Origin of the sequence: Thermogladius calderae 1633 (assembly GCF_000264495.1) — an archaeon.
Taxonomy (GTDB): Archaea; Thermoproteota; Thermoprotei_A; order Sulfolobales; family Desulfurococcaceae; genus Thermogladius; species Thermogladius calderae.
The window spans coordinates 1275872-1292700 of record NC_017954.1 but is presented as its reverse complement, the minus strand read 5'-3'; the positions used below and the strand labels follow the sequence as shown (position 1 = coordinate 1292700).

Here is a 16829-nt window from a genome sequence, read left to right as displayed (position 1 = left end):
ACCACCGGGTCCCGTAAGCCACGAATATCTTATGATTGAACAATCCTTAATATCTCTTCAGCTAGGGATCTAATTGCCTTAGCCGCCTCCCCTTCCGGGTAGGCTAGCAGGTATGGTACGCCCTCCTCAAGTGCTCTCCCTATAAGCGGATCCAAGGGTATTCTAGCTAGCAGCTTAGTCTGGTACTTCTTGGCTAGCTCTTCTCCAGTGCTCCTCCCTAGAAGGTTGTACTCTACGTCGCTTCCCGGGCACTTGAAGTAGCTCATGTTCTCCACGATCCCCAGTAGCTTGACGTTGTTCTTGACCACGAAGTTTATGGCCTTCGAGACTATGAGCTCGGACAGCATGTTTGGTGCCGTGACGATCACCGCCCCGCTTAAGTCCCTTATCGTCTGGACGACTGTTATCGCCTCATCGCCGGTCCCGGGCGGCAGGTCTATGACTAGGAAGTCTCCTTCCGGCCACTTGACTTTGGCGAGTAGTTCTGTTATCGCCCTCGACTTCAGAGGGCCGCGCCACACGACTGGTGCGTCTGGGGAGTCCAGCATCAGGTTGATCGCGACAACCTGGACTCCGAGCGGGCCCTCGACGGGGAGAATACCTTCTTCGTCGGCGAAGTGCCGCATACCGTGGAGTCCGAGTATGGTCGGGATACTCGAGCCGTGTATATCTGCGTCGAGTATTGAAACCTTGTAACCTTTTTCGGCTAGCGCTAATGCGAGCATTGAAGAGATGAAGGACTTCCCCACACCTCCCTTCCCGCTCAACACCATTATCTTGTGCTTTATTTTTCCGACCCTGTCCCTGGCTTTGTTGAGGAGGGCGAATACTGGCTGGATCTGCCTCGTCCCGCTCATAAGACTCCTCAAATCCTATAAAACGGCCACTCCTCTTTTAATAGTTGAGTGTCTAGGATGGTTTGCTCTCTAGCCCCAGGCAAGGTGATTTTGCTCGGCGAGCACTTTGTCGTCAAGGGTATGCCGGCTATAGGCGCAGCAGTGACCTTATACGCGAGGGTATGCGTATCCAGGGGGCAGGGCAGGGTCGAGTCCAGGCAACTAGGGCTACTACTAGACTTGTCCTCGAACACTGTGAACGACAAGGGGCTCTACAGGGTAGTCGAGGAGCTAGCTGGGCGGTTTGGCTTAAAGAGAGACTTCCACGCAACTATAGACTCGGAAATACCGATCTCCTCTGGTATGGGCTCCTCGGCTGCCGTTGCCGTGTCTACAACACACGCTCTCCTGTCTTTTGCCGGTGTAGAGCCTGACAAAAAAGTCGTGTGGGAGGTCTCGTTCGAGGCGGAGAAGGTCTACCACGTCAGGCCGAGTGGAGTGGACAACACTTTGTCGACCTACGGGGGCGTAATGGTGTACGAGAGAGGAGTCTTCAACAGGGTTAAAACGAGGTGGCCAGACGACGTCTTGATCGTGATAGCGGACTCCGGTGTCAAGAGGTCGACTGGTAGCGTAGTAGCAGATGTGTTAAACAGGTACGATAAGTACTCCAAGGTGATGTCGAGGATATACGACGCGGCCTCGGAGCTCGTCCGCGACGCTATCAAATCCATCGAGACAGGGGACTTCGCGAGGTTGGGAGAGTTGATGAATATCAACCACGGGCTCCTATCCTCAATAGGCGTGTCCTCGCGAGTCCTGGAGAGCATAGTGTGGGCTATGCGCGACGCTGGTGCGCTTGGTGCTAAAATAAGTGGGGCCGGCCGGGGAGGTATCGTTATAGGACTAGTGGAAACCAGTAAGGTTCCAAGCGTAATTGAGAAAATCAAGTCCCTAGGCCTAGCACCGCTCGTGGTCCAAATCGACGACGAAGGGGTGAGAAGGGCACCGGATAACCGGACCAGTCAGGGCTAGTTGTTTGATAAACAATACGTCCAGCTAAAAAAACAGTTAATAAGTTTTTTGTGCTAAAATTTATATAGGATGATGAAAATACGTTTTTGATAACAAGTGATAGGACTCCCATGGGCTGAAAACATGGAGGTACCGGTAAGACGGATGAAGAAGAAGGTGAAGGAGTCGCTCGACTTCCTCAAGAAGTTGAACATTGTAATAGCGGACTACCTCCAGCAGATCTACGAGTACAACAACATGGCTCGCCAGAAGGGCTACTACCTAAAACCTGTTCACATCGCTGTTAGGAAGGAGAAGGAGACGGTCAAGACAAAGTACTACTACTACGGTAGGTACTGGTACAAGATTGAGCGTAGCGAGAAAGGCGGTGTCAGATGGGTTTACATCGGTAAGGAGAAGCCCGATCCCACCCTCCCCGACCCGCCTAAGCACCCGCTTGAGGGTCTCGTAGTCAAGGTCAGGGACAGCGAGGTCGAGGCTGTTTTCGCGAGCGAGGAGATGTACCAGGAGATAATGAAGAGATTGGAAGCCCTTAAGTGAGTTTTAAGCCTCATTTTCTCTTTTTTACTTTTTCTACTCTCCATTTCGTTATAGCCTGGTTTACGACTGGCACGAGCTCTCTCGCTGTCTTAAGCTCCTCTACGTCGAGGGTTACTTCGACGTAGGCCTCCTTGAAGCCTAGGTCCCGGATTTTGTAGCCTAAGGGACTGTACACACCGCTACCTCCCGTGAATAGCTCGCCCACCTGGTTCGACAAGACGAGGTAGAAGGTGTTCTCGTGCGCCCTAGCTTTAGCGAGGAAATCTAACTGAGATTCCTTCATGAAGCCCTTAACCCAGCCCGCGTGTACCAGGACTATGTCTGCCCCTTCTAGTGCGTACAGCCTGAACAACTCGGGGAACCTCAGGTCATAGCAGATGGCTACTCTCATTTTGAAGTTCTTCAAGTTGACCGTCTCGCTAAGTGCCTCGCCTTCATCGAAGAAGTCGCTCTCTCTGTACCCGAACGCGTCGAACAAGTGGATCTTGCTGTACAGCCTCCTACGTGAGCCGTCTGGGCCGACCATAATACTCGAGCTAAGCGTCCTCGGACGGGTCGCCGTTTTCTCTACGAAGTGAGTCACGACAACGGAACCCGTCTCCCGAGCGACCCTCTCGATAACGTCCAGGAACCTGCTCTCCCCGACATTCTCGGCTATGTCGTAGAATAGATTAGGGTCCTTGACCTTCAACGGGTTTGCCATACTGTACTCAGGCGTCAATACCACGTCTGCGTTTTTGAACCCCTTTCTCACCAACCTGTCGATCTTCTCCGCGTTCTCGAGGGGTGTTGCGCTCAGGTCTGCTTGGACAATACCCACTGTGATAGAGTCTGCCAACCCCACTACCCCCACTAGACCGTGACCAGTAATGTATGCCTATAAGCGGGTAAAAACTAGGCTCCTATTTCGAGTATTTTCTTTAGCTCGGCTGTGGCTTCCTCCGAGATCGACGTGTTCAGCTCGTACAGATCGACTTTCAAGTTCTTGATCTTGAACTCGGTGTCTACCAACTCGTACTCGAGCTCAATGTTCACGATAGCATCCTTCGGCGCCATGTACTTCTCTACGAGGACTTGGTAGATCACCCTGTTCAGGTTAGTCAACACCTCGTTGACCTTTTTCTGGACGTCCTTCTTAGAGACCTCGGGCCTGTTCTTGAGAGCAGTAGAAACTGAGGCGTTTACCACTTTCCTCAACTTGATAGCATACCCGCTTAGGCGGACGGGGCCCGTCTTCACTACAGACATGTTTTTCCCAAATATTGCTTTGTTAAACCCCTATAATATTTTTTACTCGTAAGCAACCAGATTACATCTTGTACGGTGCTGTGAATTGGTATATACTGCCCCAAGGCTCATCGACTTAAATGCCAAGTCGAGGCTTCTAAGGGGGTGCCGGAAAATCCTGGTCGTTGGGAGGTGTGTAGAGGTAGAGCACCCTGACGTGTACAAGAGGTTTGTGGATAGCGGTTACTGCCCATTAACGGTCTGCCTGGAGGCAGAGCACGTGAACATGGTCGGCTTCAAGCTGGCAGGCATGCTTAGAAGAGGGGTCTACGAAGAGGTCTCCGTTTTAACCGTCGACGGCAGTATGCACTGTACTCAACTACACTGGATGGTCGAGGAGGTATTCAAGATAATGAATCCAGAGAACGTGAAGAGAAGGCACTTCGTAATCCACGAAGGCGAGGTAATAGAGATTTCTCACGAAGCCGTAAAGGCGAGCAGGTTTCTGTCCCGCGTCGAGAAGCTCTTGAAAAAGGGCTCACTATGAGTCTGACCAAAAGAATGGACAATATTGTCAGGGAGCTAGCAGGGATCAGCGCCTCTAACAGAGCTGTATTAGTGTCACTCTACGTCAGCTCGCTGAGCCCAGCCTACGTCCTCTTCTTGGCTCTGATGGAGTTGCTAGAGCTCCCAGAAGATTCTTTGAGGATAGCACTCATGTTCGGGTTCCTCGGGGTCGTTTTCACGACAGCCATGATAGTATACTTGATCTCGTCGACGAGCCGGTTGGCCGAGAGCCTCAACGAGTATGGCTCTATACTTGCCAGGCTCGTGTGGGAGAGGACAGGGGTTAGGCTTGAGACGCTGGAGGTGGCTACGCTGGAGTTTGAACGGGGCTTCAAGACCTACATGGAGTGGTACCCGCTGGCGATCTTAGCTGGTATACTCTCGCTGATCTCGTACAATACGTTCTTCTACGCTGTAGTACTCTTCGAGCTCTACAGTGCTCTGAACTCGTTCTTCCTAGCCCAGGTCAAGGTCGCGATTAACAGTATAGAAAACTACGCAGAGATAGTAGAGGAGTCCGTGACCCAGAAGATAGGGGCTCGCCGAGTCGGGCTCAGACCTGGTACAAGTGTGAGTGACGAGCTAATAGCCCTAGGCCCCCTTCTACTCGGCTCGCTGACCCCGATCGTATGCTTCAAGGAGCTCGCCGTGCTAGAGGAGTTCGTTGACAGGTTCAGGAGCTTCCACGTGGAGGTTAAGTACCTGCTCACCAAGTGAAGAGCGGCAAAGCGAGTTAACAGTAGGGGCGTATCCGGCTCGTGTCTAGGCCTACACGGCAATCGCTGGGTGTTGTCTTCTAGTACACGACGCTCCCAGTGGCGTCAGTTACTTGGTAGTAGGGCTTGAACTCGCTCGCGACCCTCTTTATAAACTCCCTGTCTCTCAACGCGTTTACAAACCTGGCCACTTCTCCTCCTCCAAGCTTGTCGACGGAGACTAGGAAGTCGAACTCCTCCCAGCCCAATGGTTTGAAGTCTAGGTCGTACATCATAGCGGCCCAGCCTACCGCGATCCCCACATCAGCTCTCCCGTGTTTAACTGCGGCTGCTACCGCTGTGTGTGTTCTAACTTCGTAGAAGTAACCGTTGATCTTTTTGACTAGGTCTTCGAATCCTATGCCCAATCTCGCGCTCAGCTTCTTCAACTCGATGTCCAAGAAGCCCCGTACACCAGACCCCCTGTTCCTGTTAACTATTCTGACGTCAGACCTGAGAAAGTCCTCGATACCCCTGATGTTTTTCGGGTTACCCTTAGGGAACACAAGGCCGATGAGCCTCTTGTACCCCTTAACGATCACGGCCTTCCCTTTCAAGCCCGTCTTCTCGAGGTATGGGGTGTTGTAGAGACCCGTCTCCTCGTCTAATAGGTGAGTTGGAGCGATATCGGCCTCTCCTCTAGCCACAGCGTGCCAGCCGCCCATACTACCAACTGGTATTATCTTGGCTTTATCGGCTAGTCCGAGCTCGCTGATAACCCTATAGAGCAGGGGGTCGTTACTGCCTATTACAACGAGCCTAGCGGAGGGCTTATAGCTCTTCACCAGCTCGACCTCCACCAGCTCGTTCTCGTCCACTAGCTCGACGTTCTCTCCTATAGTGACAAACCCGTCGCTGTACACGAGGGAGCTTATACTGCCGCTACTCGACTGGAGAGGGTATGCGGTGAACCCCTTATCCGAGGACACGAGCCCCACGGGTACGAACATCGTGAAACCGGCTCTCTTCCTGATCTTCACCGGTAGCACCGCCTTCACGACCTCCTGTTCAGGCGAGCTCAAGCCCGCTAGCTTGTAGATAATAGGCTTTACTAGTTTCTGGAGAACGATGTAGCAGGAGAGAGGGAACCCCGGTAGTCCTACGAGTAATTTGCCCCGCGCAACCGCGACAACCGTCGGTTTACCGGGTTTAATCCTGAGCCCGTGAATGATGACGCCTGGCTCGCCCAGCTCGTCGAACACCCTGTACACGACGTCTCTGACGCCAGCGCTCGTCCCTCCACTCGTAAGGACTAGATCGAACCCCTCCACCGCCTTGCTGACCTCCTCGCGTATAGTCCTCTCGTCGTCTGGCAAGATACCTAGGTTAACGGCGCTGGCGCCGATGGAGTTCAGGAAGGACACGGCTAGGTAGCTGTTGACGTCGTAGACCTGCCCGGGCAGTAGCGGGGACCCCGGCGGCACCACCTCTCTACCCGTCGAGAACACAGCTACACGCGGCTTCTTGTACACTACGACCTCCCGGATACCCAAGCCAGCTAGCAGACCTATACGCTCGGGGGTCAGGACGACGCCCTTCTGAAGCACGAGGTCACCTATTGATACGTCGCTACCAGTCGTACTGATGTTCTCCCCCGGGTATACGCTCCTGTAGACCGTCAGCTCGTTGTCGCCAGCCTTGGCGTGCTCCTCCATCACGACGGCGTCAGCACCTTTCGGCACCATAGCGCCCGTGGCCACTTCTACGGCCTCACCCTCCTCAACGCTCAGGGAGGGGATCTCGCCGACCTCAACTCTCCCTTTGATCTTGAGCTTTACCGGGCTCAGCTCGTCGGCCCACGAAGTGTCGAGCGACCGTACAGCGTAACCGTCCACCTCGCTACGGTCAAATGGTGGGTAGTCTACTGGTGAGTACACGTCTTGTGCCAAGACTCTAAACAGGGCTTCACCCAGAGGGACCTTCTCGACTCCCAGCGGCTCGAGCCTGTAGTACGAACTAATTATCCTAAAAGCCTCCTCGAGCCCCACTAAGCTGTGAAAGAGCTTCCTAGACAAACCCGGGTCACCTAGTCTTGGTAACGATTATATCTACCGTGAGAGATAAAACTGGTCCTGTAAAAGGGCTCCGTCTTTTAAGAGACAGAAGGGAGTAGTGAGGTCTGGGTAAGGTGTTGTTTTGAGAGTTGAAGAGCTCGAGTCTTACGGGCTGAGAAGGGAGTACATCCACCTGTTGATTAAGAGGGGTATAGAGGTACTCAACCCAGTACAGGAGGAGGCCGTGAAGGGCGGCCTCTTCTCCGGCCTCAACATCGTTGTCTCAGCCCCTACAGCAAGCGGCAAGACGCTCGTAGGAGAGATGGGGATCGTCAAGGCGGTTCAAGAAGGGGGTAAAGGGGTTTACCTGCTCCCCTTAAGGGCTCTCGCTAACGAGAAGTACGACGAGTTCAAGGCGCTCGAAGAGCTGGGCTTCAAAGTGGGTATATCGACAGGAGACTACGACTCCCCCGCGGAAGACCTCGAAGACAAAGACGTGGTGATCGCGACGTATGAGAGGTTCGACAGCCTTCTTAGGATTAAGCCGCTCTGGCTCAGGAAGGTTAGCACAGTCGTGGTAGACGAGCTCCACATGATCAACGACCCGGAGAGGGGTCCCGTTGTCGAGATGATAATAGCGAGGCTCAGGTCGCTCTCCGCGCGGGTTATAGGCTTGTCGGCGACGATAGGGAACCCTAGGGAGTTGGCCGAGTGGCTCAGCGCGAAGCTAGTCGACGTAGCGTGGCGGCCTGTCAAGCTGAGGGAGGGCTACTACGACAAGAGGTCTGGTAGCATAGTTTACGCCGACGGGGGATCGGAGGACGTTGAAGACGAGTTCGATGATAAAATACTCAACCTGGTCTCCCAGTCCCTTTCTAAGGGCATCCAGGTCCTGGTTTTCGTCCACAACAGGAGGAGGGTTGAAGAGCTAGCCGAGACCACGGCTGCGTTGATCGGCGCCTCTAAGTCCAAGGGGCTTACAAGCGACGTTGTAGAGAGGTTGTCAGAGAGCCCCAGTCGAATGGAGAGAGAAAAACTACTCGCATTGATGGAGAAAGGAGTCGGCTACCACCACGCGGGCTTGTCTATTCAGGCGAGGAGGGCCGTCGAGGAGGCCTTTAGGGCTAGAGCCCTCAGCGCCGTGTTCGCGACCCCGACTCTCGCCGCAGGCGTCAATCTGCCTGCCAGGAGGGTCATTGTCTCAATAAAGCGGTACGACCCTACATCGTCTAAGATGGTGAACATCCCGGTCTTCGAGTACAAGCAGATGGCGGGTAGAGCCGGTAGACCTAGATACGACGAGATCGGCGAGGCGATCATAGCCGACGCGAAGAGCGAGAAGGAGGCCCTGAAGTACATAAACTCGGGCCCCGAAAACATCGTGAGCAAGGTATCGAGCGAGAGGAGTCTGAGGATTCACACCCTCTCGCTGATAGCCGGGGGAGACGCGGGCGACTTAAAGAAGGTGATGGATATCTACAGCCAGACGCTAGGGGCCAAGCAGTACGGCGGTATAGAAGTCTTCTCGAACCAAGTCGAGAAAGCGATAAGAGCGCTAGTCGAGATGAGAATGGTCGAGGAACTCGATGGCGGTCTTAAGGCGACTAGACTCGGTAAGCTCACGTCGTTCACGTACCTCGACCCACTAACGGTACACTACTGCATCAAGTACAGACCAGAAGACTTCGACGAGCTGGACGTCCTACACTTGATTACAACCTCTGTCGACTATGTCAGGAGTAGACCCTACATACCCGACAGCGTAGTGGAGGTCTTCGAGGACGAGGCTCTCCACTCGGGCCTAGCGCGGAGGGTAGGGTTGGGCAGAATGAGCTCGGTCGAAATAGACAACTTGATAACGGGCTACGTCCACGCGCTCGTCCTCAGAGACTGGATAAACGAGGTGGACGAGGACAGGATAGCGAGCAAGTACGAGATCGGCCCAGGCGACCTCTTCACCATGAGAGAGACGGTCGCCTGGATCGCCGGCTCCCTCGCCAAGATCGAGAGACTTCTAGGCAACGTCACGTTCTCTACGCGATTGAACCGGCTATCGGTCCGGGTCCAGTACGGAGTTAAGGAAGACGCTCTTGAGCTGATAAGACTCAGGGGGATCGGGAGGGTCAGGGCGAGGATCCTGATAAACCATGGTATTAGGACCCTTCAAGACCTTGCGAAGACGCCTAGGAGCAAGCTACTATCCCTCCCAGGCTTTGGTGTTAGGCTAGTCGAGTCTATTTACGAGGAACTGAGGAGCATGGGCTTTAGGGTCGAAGGCTAACTAGACCCGTTTATTACCTTGCGAGGGAAATAGTAGTCTTATCGGTGTTTAGCGTGGAGAGGACTAGTAGGATACAGGGGTTCTACAAACTCGACATGGAGGCGAGGCTCAAGATCGTGGCGGACTGGGCCGGTTTAACCGAGGAGGAGGTAAGGGCTTTAAGCAACCTCGGCAACTTGCCGAGAGAAGTAGCTGAGTCCATGATAGAGAACGTCGTAGGCGGCATGACCTACCCGTTCGCTGTCGCAGTTAACTTCAGGATAAACGGTAGAGACTACCTAGTCCCCATGGTCATTGAAGAGCCGAGTGTAGTCGCAGCCGCCAGTAACGCCGCAAAGATGTTGAGGGAGGGCGAGGGGATCAGAAGCCTTGCAGGCCCGCAGGAAATGATCGGCCAGATACACGTAGTCGGGTGTAGGGCACCCCACTACAAGGCTATGAAGATCCTCGAAGCGAAACAAGAGATACTGGAGGAGGCGAAGAAGAGCACCCCGACTATTGTCGGCCTGGGCGGCGGCCCCAGGGACCTCGAGGTCAGGGTCGTGGACTCGAGGATGGGGCCTATTTTAATCGTCCACGTCATCGTCGACGTCGTCGACGCGATGGGTGCCAACACGATCAACACCGTTGTCGAGTCGATAGCCCCACTCGTCGAGAGGATAACGGGTGGGGAGGCGAGGCTAAGGATACTCTCGAACTACGCGACGAGAAGGATCGTGCGGGCATGGGCGAGAGCCAGCCCCGAAAACGTGGGCGGGAGAGAGATCGCGGAGAGGATAGTCGAGGCGAGTATAATAGCTGAGGCAGACCCTTACAGGGCTGTCACCCACAACAAGGGTATAATGAACGGGATCATAGCAGTTGCCCTCGCGACGGCACAGGACCACAGAGCCCTAGAAGCGGGGGCTCACGCGTACGCGGCTAGGTCGGGTGTCTACAAGCCCCTCAGTAGGTGGGAGATCGACGAGGACGGCTACCTTGTGGGATCCCTTGAGATACCACTTCAAGTGGGGACCGTCGGCGGCGCTACCCGAGTACACCCGATAGCGAAGATAGCCCTCAAGATACTGAGCGTTAAGACGGCGAAGGAGCTCTCCGAGGTCATGGCGGCCGTAGGGTTAGCGCAGAACCTGGCCGCGTTGAGGGCGCTCGTCGCTGAGGGTATTCAGCGTGGCCACATGAGGTTGCACGCCAGGAACCTGGTCATAACCGCGGGTGCTACAGGGGATCTCGTCGACAAGATTGCCGACAGAATGGTGAGAGACGGTAAGATCAGCTACGAGTACGCGAAGCAGCTGCTCGAGGCATATTTAAGAGGAGAGAAGGTCTAGACCTCTCAATCGAAGGTGCCAGCTTCTTGAGTAGTGTGAAGAGCTACCTGGTAGAGCTGAGGCTCCTACTGTCCGGGAACGTCGGCGTAATGGCGATATCCTGGTTCTTGTTCGCCCTGAGCAGCGCTATAGTAATGCCGTTTTTCTCCGTTTACGCCAAGAGCCTGGGTGCTAGCGACATCGAGATCTCCATTATGAGGTCACTGGGCCTCGTGGCTCTCGCGGTGTTCCTGCCGATAGGCGGGCTACTGACGGATATCTGGGGTAGAGTAAAGCCTATTATAATAGGCACTTTCATGGTCGCGACCATACAGTTCTTCTACGCGCTCGCACCGGACTGGAGGTACCTTACCGTAATCTGGGTTGTTGACAACGCGAGCCACTTCTACCAGCCGGCTCTAACGGCTATACTAATGGACTCCATGCCGAGGGACAAGACCATGAAGGGCTTCATGGTATTGAACGCGTTCTCCAGCCTACCGTGGCTGTTCATGCCGGTGGTAGGGGGTGCCCTATTCGACATGTACGGTGTTAGCGGTATCAGGTGGGGGTTTGTACTATCGGGCGTAATAGCTTTAGTCGTGTCCATACTGAGGATCAAGGCGTTGAAAGAGACCTTCAGCCCGAGGGACAAGGACTTTTCAGGTGTGATAGTCGAGTTAGCCGGTTACCGCCCGGTGTTGAACAAGGCTATCAAGTACTACGTTTACACCGCCTTCTTCAACCAGTTGACACTCGCAGTGGTCAACACATTTGGGGCGATCTACGCCATTAACCGACTTGGTATGAGCGCTGTAGACTGGGGGGTCGCGACAACACTGGGGACGGCCTCCTCAATACTGACCTCTCTCTTTCTCTCCGCGCGTATAAGCGTGCACAGCAGGAAACTAACGGTCGCAGCGAGTTCTCTGATAGCCCTCGGTCAGCTCTTTCTAGCCCTCCCGTACATCAACAGGGGGCTGATAGCCCTCGTCTACGTGGGCGTGGTAGTCTCGAACGCCGGCGGCTTGGTAGTCGGTTCAGCTATATCTTCGATTCTAACACACGTCCTCCCTATAGAGTTGAGAGGTAGGGCTACAGGCATCCAGAGAACACTCGAGACCTTGGGAGGAGCGTTCGCCTCGTACGTGGCAGGGCTCATGTATACAGTACTAAACCCCTTCAACTCGCTTGTGACGTCGTTCGTTATCGGAATTGCCTCTACAGCGTATCTCGCTTATATACTATGAGCGGAGATCTACACATTGGGTGACCGAATGGTTCACGAGTGGAGCCTCGCGGAGGCGCTCTTAAGGTACGTTGCGAGCGTCTACGGTCCTAGGATCAAGACCTTGAAGCTGAGAGTGGGCGTGTTGCAGAGTATCGACAAGGAGGTACTCTTGTTCTCGATACGCGAGCTAGCTGGTTTGTACAACGTGAGTCTAGGAGACGTAGTACTGGAAGACGAGGAGGCACTATTCAAGTGCAACAGGTGTGGCTACGAGTGGTCCTTCAACCCGGGTGACCTAGGAGAGGAGGTGAAGGAGTCTATACACTTCCTGCCCGAGGCCGTCTTCGCCTACACCAAGTGCCCGAAATGCGGTAGTAGAGACTTCAAGGTAGTCAAGGGGAGAGGGCTGGAGGTAGCCGAGGTGGTCCCTGGCTAGTCTGGGGGTGGTGCGTCTGGACTACAGGCTGGTGCTCGTCAAAGACAAGTTGACGTCGCTTAAGAAGACCTACGTTGTACTCAGCAGTAAAGGCGGTGTAGGCAAATCAACGCTCTCGTCATTGCTGGCATTTTACGCCGCCGAGAGGGGCATAAGAGTAGGTCTAATAGACCTGGACTTCACAAACCCGTCTACACACATAGTGCTAGGTGTCGACCCGAGGGAGGTGAGGTACGTGGAGGAGAAGGGTATAATCCCGGCTTTAGTCGGGAAACTTAGCTACGTTACCCCTGCGACTTTCACAAGGGACTCACCGCTACCTCTGAGAGGGGAAAGCGTGTCGAGAGCCCTTTTCGAGCTGATCTCTATACTCCGTTTGGACGGGCTAAAGTACCTGTTCATTGACACGCCTCCGGGGATGAGCGACGAGCACATGGACATAATCTACGGACTAGGAGAAGTCGTTAAGCCAGTGGTAGTAACGACTCCCAGCCCCTTGTCGGTGAGCAGTGTCAGGAAGATGATATCTCTCCTCCGGGAGTCCGGGCTGAGGGAGATCCTCTTGGTGGAGAACATGGGCGAGGGCGGTCTAGTGGACGTGTTTAAGGAGCCTGGGGTAACCTACCTAGGCTACGTGCCCTTCTATCCAGGCTTCGACAACTGTATCGGGTCTCTAGAGAACGTGAGGAATTGCCCGTTGAGGGGCTTCTTCGAGAAAATCGTAGACAGACTGGTGAGCGGAGACTAAACACATCCACGGGCAGGAGTAACTAGTAGACACGATTTTTGGATGAAGCGAGTTTGTTAAAAAGCCGGCTGTGAGAATATTTCAACCCCGGTGTTTTTAGTTGGGAGAGCTTGTTTTAATAGATAACCCGCTCGCGAAGTACTACTTGAGCGTTCTAAGAGACAAGAACACGACGCCGAGGTCCTATAGAGACGCCGTCAGGAAGCTAGGCTTCATAGTCGGCTACGAGGTTTCTAGGAGGCTGAAGTGGGGGCGGCTTTTCGTCGAGACGGGCCTCGCCAAGGCTGAAGGAGTCTACCCTTCGAGACCCGTCTACATAATAGGTGTGCTTGGTGCCTCGATCCCGATGATGCACGGGATCTGGGACGCGCTACCCTGGGCTGGTCTAGGCCTCGTGGGGGCGAGGAGGAGGGTTGTAGACGGCGAACTCGAGGTGGAGATATTCTACGAGAGGATCGCCTCGGATCTCGCGGTCTACACAACGATAGTAGTAGACCCTACTCTCGCCTCTGGTAAGACCATGACCAAAGTAGTCGAGCTAGTATCGGAGAGGGGTGGGCGGGACATTATCGCGGCGACTATTCTCGCCTCTAAGAGAGGTCTGGAGTACTTCTGGAGTAGACACCCGGGTGTCCCCGTTTACGCCATCGAGGTCGACCCCCTGCTGGACCACAGGTTCTTCATTGTACCGGGCATAGGAGACGCTGGGGACAGGAGTCTGACCCCCGACTATGTAACAAAGTACTAGGAAAGCAGGCCCAACGCACTCAACGCTAGTGTTGCAACCCCGATCAGAGCCTGGAGTAGCGCGATAAACACGACAACGTCGGGCTCCCTGGCTCTCCCCTTAATCTTGACCAACGCCTTCAGGGCGGCGTGAGTGAGGCTATAGGACTTGTCGTAGGGGGGTAGCAGGGTCCCGTCAGGTAGGGGCTTCCCGAAGTTCTCCTTGTAGACACCATCTCTCAACCCCCTCAAGAACAGCACTAGCTCGACGAAGTAGAGAGTGAAGAGGGCTAGAGAGAATTTCACGGTCTTGAACAGGATAGCTAGTGCGGCAAAGTACGCGCCGGTAGCGTACGTGAAGGTATTGCCCGGGAAGACCTTGGCGGGATACCTGTTGAATACTAGGAAACCAGCTATCCCAGCCGCCATTATCAGCGACGCTGTGAACAAGCCGTCGAACCCTTTAATTAAGCCGAGTAGTCCCGAGAACAGGACTAGCAGGACCCCCTGTGTGGCTTCAAGCCCGTTGTAGCCTGCCAGCATGTTAAACCCGTTGCTAGCCCCAGTCACGCCGACGGGTATCAGTACGAGGTAGTAGATCAGCCCGAGGTCTACGGTACCTATCAATGGTAGTGTTATGGTCGGTATACCCACTTTGAGAATGACGAGCGGTAGTGAGATAGGGGCCATGAGTAAGACCCTGTAGAGTGCCCTCAACCCTTTCTTCCAGCCCAGTACGTCGTCGAGGAAACCGAGGTAACCTGACATGAAGAGCAGTAATGCGAGCGAAACGTACTCCTTAAAGAGGTCTTGGTCGTTCAAGACGTAGGTCTCCAGTCCTATGAAGGTCAGGAGCCCTAGTGCCACGCCTAGCGAGACCCAAACGCCGCCGGCCTCGGCCACCTCTACGTGCCCTGGCTTGTTCATGTCTCTACCCACGAAACCGATCGCGTGGGCTCTACCTATCCACCACTTCACGCCAACGAGGGAGCTGACAAAGGACACCAACGCGGATAGGAGAGTGAAGAGTAGTGTAATCGCGTCCAACTACGACTCCCTCCAAGGAGTGTTCAAGACCGCGTATATCTCCTGTGCTCTCTTCTCACCTACACCCTCGACTTTCAGCAAGTCGGATATGGTGGCGTTCGCTAGATTCCTGATCGTCTTAAAGTGGGAGAGTAGCCTCCTGGCAATGGTCGGACCGGCTAGACCCTCGACAACGTAGAGGATCCTCTCGTTCAAGTCCATGGGCTTCTTCTCGACCCTCATCCTCAAGACCCTCTTGTCCTTGGTCTCCCCGAGGCTTTTAGACTTCGCCACAATCCACTCGATAGTGGCTTCAGCATTAGGCGTGTTGAGTACGGGTATCCTGAAGTCCAGCATAAGTGTGTCTAAAACTCTCAGGACGCTCTGTATCTTCCAACCCCTGTACTTCTCCAGGGCGCCGATCCAGCCCTCGACTACTATGAGGGGCTGGTGCCCGTCTTTCTCTGCCGCCTCGCGTAAGAGCTTGGACTGCTCCCATATCCTGTTGTCCCTAATACTGTTGGCCAAGTCGTCCACAGTCTTCCTCTCAACCAGGATACACTGCTTGTCGGGGGGCGCGAGCAGTAGGAAGTCACCCGCTGGAAGGGGTTGGACAGCGACCCTCATCCCCCGCACGCTCAGAGCCCTCCTGAAGTCGGGGTGCTTGGAGTCCTCTCTACTGTCTATTATCACGTCTACAGGAGTTAGCAGAAGATGGCTCAAGGCTGGCCACCTGCCATACTGTTTGCCTATTGTGTGATAAAGTCGGCGATACTTTAAAACTCAATACTCGAGGTAGAACAAGTAGTCCACGGGTGTCGGGTAAGACCTGAAGGCTTTCGCCTCTCTCTTCTTCAACTCGATGTAGGACTCTAGTAGTTCGCGGTCGAAGACCGGTTGCAGGTAGTCGTTGTCCGCCTCAAGCTCTTCTAAAGCCTCCTCCAAACTTCTCGGGAGCACCCTGCCACCAGTACCCCAGCCCGCTGCCTCCTCGAACAGGTTACGCGACGTCGGCTCACTCGGGCTTATTTTCTTCCTGATACCGTCTAGACCGGCCATGATGATAGCCGAGATCGAGAGGTAAGGGTTAGACGTGGGGTCGGGCGGCCTGTACTCGACTCTGCCCTGGTGCTGGGTTGGAACCCTTATAGCCGTAGTCCTGTTACCTAGGCCCCAAGACACGTAGACTGGTGCTTCGAAGCCTTCCACGAGCCGCCTGTAGCTGTTGACTGTTGGGTTAGTGAAGGCCGCCAGGCTCCTCGCGTGCTCTAGTAGACCCCCTATGAAGTAGAGCGCTTCGTCGCTTAACTTTCCCTCCTCCTCGAATATGTTGGAGGCGCCCTGCCAAAGGCTTACATGGACGTGCATTCCACTACCGTAGTCGTCTGGAAACGGCTTTGCGAGAAAGACCGGCCTGAACCCCTCTCTACCCCCCACTACTCTTGCCATGTACTTGAAGTGCTGGACGAAGTCGGCGGTTTCGATAGGTGTCCCGGCGGGCGTCGAGACTTCTACTTGCCCTCTAGGCCCGTTCTCCCTGTGGACTTTACTGAAGTAGAGCTCGTTTCTCTCGAGCTCCGCCAGGACTCTACCCAATAGCTTGCCTACTTTGTCCTCTCCAGGAGAGTCGTAAGTCTTGACAAACCACAGCGAGGACTGGGGATAGTCCGCCTCTCCTATTGGTTTAACGTTAAGGCTCTGAGATACGGGTGTAAGCCTGGACTCCACCGACTCAACAATATAGAACTCCAGCTCCACGCCAACACGTGCCTCGAGCTCCACCTCCTTAAGGTACTCGACGAGTCGCTCTGCTACGAATCTCGGGTCTTTATTATACCTCGTATTCTTGTCCTTGTAGAGGCCAGATATGAAATGCTTGCCCTCAACGTATCCCGTCACAATAGGTCTACTCGACACGGGCTTAACTAGTAGGTCGCTCTCCTCGACTCTCAGGAAGCCAAGTAAACTAGAGCCGTCGACTATTGTCTCTAAACCCTCAAGGAGCAACGGGTCCCCGTCTATTCTCAGAGTAACTTTCCTAAGCCTTCCCGCCAAGTCGGTAAACAACAGGTGTGTCAACAATTTCGGCCACCGTTTAACGGGCCTATTAATAATAC

17 protein-coding genes are annotated in these 16829 nt (G+C 54.4%); 10 read left to right on the top strand and 7 right to left on the bottom strand.

Annotated features, from left to right (window positions below; genetic code table 11):
• Nucleotides 1-29 precede the first annotated feature (29 nt).
• Nucleotides 30-857, bottom strand: a complete 828-nt coding sequence (locus TCELL_RS06970; protein WP_014738032.1) for an Mrp/NBP35 family ATP-binding protein — start codon at nucleotides 855-857, stop codon at nucleotides 30-32.
• A gap of 57 nt (nucleotides 858-914) precedes the next feature.
• Between TCELL_RS06970 and mvk the strand changes: the two genes are divergently transcribed.
• A complete protein-coding gene (mvk, locus tag TCELL_RS06965; protein WP_048163421.1) occupies nucleotides 915-1871 on the top strand; it encodes a mevalonate kinase in 957 nt (318 codons plus the stop codon).
• Nucleotides 1872-1994: 123 nt separating this feature from the next.
• Entirely contained in the window at nucleotides 1995-2411 is a 417-nt protein-coding gene (ubp, locus tag TCELL_RS06960; RefSeq protein WP_157864727.1) for a UBP family nucleoid-associated protein, read from the top strand.
• Nucleotides 2412-2421: 10 nt separating this feature from the next.
• Here the strand turns inward: ubp and TCELL_RS06955 are convergent, their stop codons facing one another.
• Both TCELL_RS06955 and TCELL_RS06950 read right to left on the bottom strand, forming a co-directional pair.
• Nucleotides 2422-3264, bottom strand: a complete 843-nt coding sequence (locus tag TCELL_RS06955; RefSeq protein ID WP_014738029.1) for a nitrilase-related carbon-nitrogen hydrolase — start codon at nucleotides 3262-3264, stop codon at nucleotides 2422-2424.
• Between the two features lie 41 nt (nucleotides 3265-3305).
• The gene (locus tag TCELL_RS06950) at nucleotides 3306-3659 is read right to left on the bottom strand and encodes a DUF2258 domain-containing protein (RefSeq protein WP_014738028.1); all 354 of its coding nucleotides are present in this window, start codon (nucleotides 3657-3659) and stop codon (nucleotides 3306-3308) included.
• 85 nt (nucleotides 3660-3744) lie between these two features.
• Here TCELL_RS06950 and TCELL_RS06945 point away from each other — a divergent pair, with 85 nt between their 5' ends.
• On the top strand, nucleotides 3745-4185 hold the full coding sequence (locus TCELL_RS06945) for a hypothetical protein (protein WP_014738027.1): 441 nt from the start codon (nucleotides 3745-3747) through the stop codon (nucleotides 4183-4185).
• On the top strand, nucleotides 4182-4922 hold the full coding sequence (locus TCELL_RS06940; protein ID WP_048163417.1) for a hypothetical protein: 741 nt from the start codon (nucleotides 4182-4184) through the stop codon (nucleotides 4920-4922). Before TCELL_RS06945 ends, TCELL_RS06940 begins: the two co-directional genes overlap by 4 nt.
• A gap of 79 nt (nucleotides 4923-5001) precedes the next feature.
• On the opposite strand, the gene TCELL_RS06935 is transcribed toward TCELL_RS06940, so the two are convergent.
• Complete coding sequence (locus TCELL_RS06935; RefSeq protein ID WP_014738025.1) at nucleotides 5002-6975, bottom strand: molybdopterin biosynthesis protein; 1974 nt, start codon at nucleotides 6973-6975, stop codon at nucleotides 5002-5004.
• 121 nt (nucleotides 6976-7096) lie between these two features.
• Between TCELL_RS06935 and TCELL_RS06930 the strand changes: the two genes are divergently transcribed.
• The 6 genes from TCELL_RS06930 (at nucleotide 7097) to upp (ending at nucleotide 13708) form a co-directional block, all read left to right on the top strand.
• Nucleotides 7097-9235, top strand: a complete 2139-nt coding sequence (locus TCELL_RS06930; RefSeq protein ID WP_014738024.1) for a DEAD/DEAH box helicase — start codon at nucleotides 7097-7099, stop codon at nucleotides 9233-9235.
• A 29-nt stretch (nucleotides 9236-9264) separates the two neighbouring features.
• Nucleotides 9265-10566 carry a hydroxymethylglutaryl-CoA reductase, degradative gene (locus tag TCELL_RS06925; RefSeq protein WP_083830046.1) on the top strand — a complete coding sequence of 434 codons (1302 nt, stop codon included), beginning with the start codon at nucleotides 9265-9267 and terminating at the stop codon, nucleotides 10564-10566.
• A 35-nt stretch (nucleotides 10567-10601) separates the two neighbouring features.
• A complete protein-coding gene (locus TCELL_RS06920; protein ID WP_014738022.1) occupies nucleotides 10602-11795 on the top strand; it encodes an MFS transporter in 1194 nt (397 codons plus the stop codon).
• Nucleotides 11796-11822: 27 nt separating this feature from the next.
• A complete protein-coding gene (gene hypA / locus TCELL_RS06915; protein WP_014738021.1) occupies nucleotides 11823-12212 on the top strand; it encodes a hydrogenase nickel incorporation protein HypA in 390 nt (129 codons plus the stop codon).
• A 10-nt stretch (nucleotides 12213-12222) separates the two neighbouring features.
• Complete coding sequence (locus TCELL_RS06910) at nucleotides 12223-12960, top strand: P-loop NTPase (RefSeq protein WP_157864726.1); 738 nt, start codon at nucleotides 12223-12225, stop codon at nucleotides 12958-12960.
• Between the two features lie 100 nt (nucleotides 12961-13060).
• Nucleotides 13061-13708, top strand: a complete 648-nt coding sequence (gene upp / locus TCELL_RS06905) for a uracil phosphoribosyltransferase (protein ID WP_014738019.1) — start codon at nucleotides 13061-13063, stop codon at nucleotides 13706-13708.
• On the opposite strand, the gene TCELL_RS06900 is transcribed toward upp, so the two are convergent.
• Genes TCELL_RS06900 through TCELL_RS06890 form a run of 3 tightly spaced genes read right to left on the bottom strand, consistent with a single transcriptional unit; the run spans nucleotide 13705 to nucleotide 16767 of the window.
• Nucleotides 13705-14733, bottom strand: a complete 1029-nt coding sequence (locus TCELL_RS06900) for an MraY family glycosyltransferase (protein ID WP_014738018.1) — start codon at nucleotides 14731-14733, stop codon at nucleotides 13705-13707. The two genes, upp and TCELL_RS06900, sit on opposite strands and share 4 nt — an antisense overlap.
• Complete coding sequence (locus TCELL_RS06895) at nucleotides 14734-15435, bottom strand: ERCC4 domain-containing protein (protein ID WP_048163411.1); 702 nt, start codon at nucleotides 15433-15435, stop codon at nucleotides 14734-14736. It lies immediately after the preceding gene.
• Nucleotides 15436-15495: 60 nt separating this feature from the next.
• A complete protein-coding gene (locus tag TCELL_RS06890) occupies nucleotides 15496-16767 on the bottom strand; it encodes a glutamine synthetase family protein (RefSeq protein ID WP_238529009.1) in 1272 nt (423 codons plus the stop codon).
• Nucleotides 16768-16829: the final 62 nt, after the last annotated feature.

Bases quoted from the DNA above. Each gene is read 5' to 3' on its own strand.
- TCELL_RS06970 (WP_014738032.1), bottom strand. From the start codon at position 857: ATGAGCGGGACGAGGCAGATCCAGCCAGTATTCGCCCTCCTCAACAAA.
- TCELL_RS06950 (WP_014738028.1), bottom strand. From the start codon at position 3,659: ATGTCTGTAGTGAAGACGGGCCCCGTCCGCCTAAGCGGGTATGCTATC.
- hypA (WP_014738021.1), top strand. From the start codon at position 11,823: ATGGTTCACGAGTGGAGCCTCGCGGAGGCGCTCTTAAGGTACGTTGCG.
- mvk (WP_048163421.1), top strand. From the start codon at position 915: ATGGTTTGCTCTCTAGCCCCAGGCAAGGTGATTTTGCTCGGCGAGCAC.
- ubp (WP_157864727.1), top strand. From the start codon at position 1,995: ATGGAGGTACCGGTAAGACGGATGAAGAAGAAGGTGAAGGAGTCGCTC.
- TCELL_RS06940 (WP_048163417.1), top strand. From the start codon at position 4,182: ATGAGTCTGACCAAAAGAATGGACAATATTGTCAGGGAGCTAGCAGGG.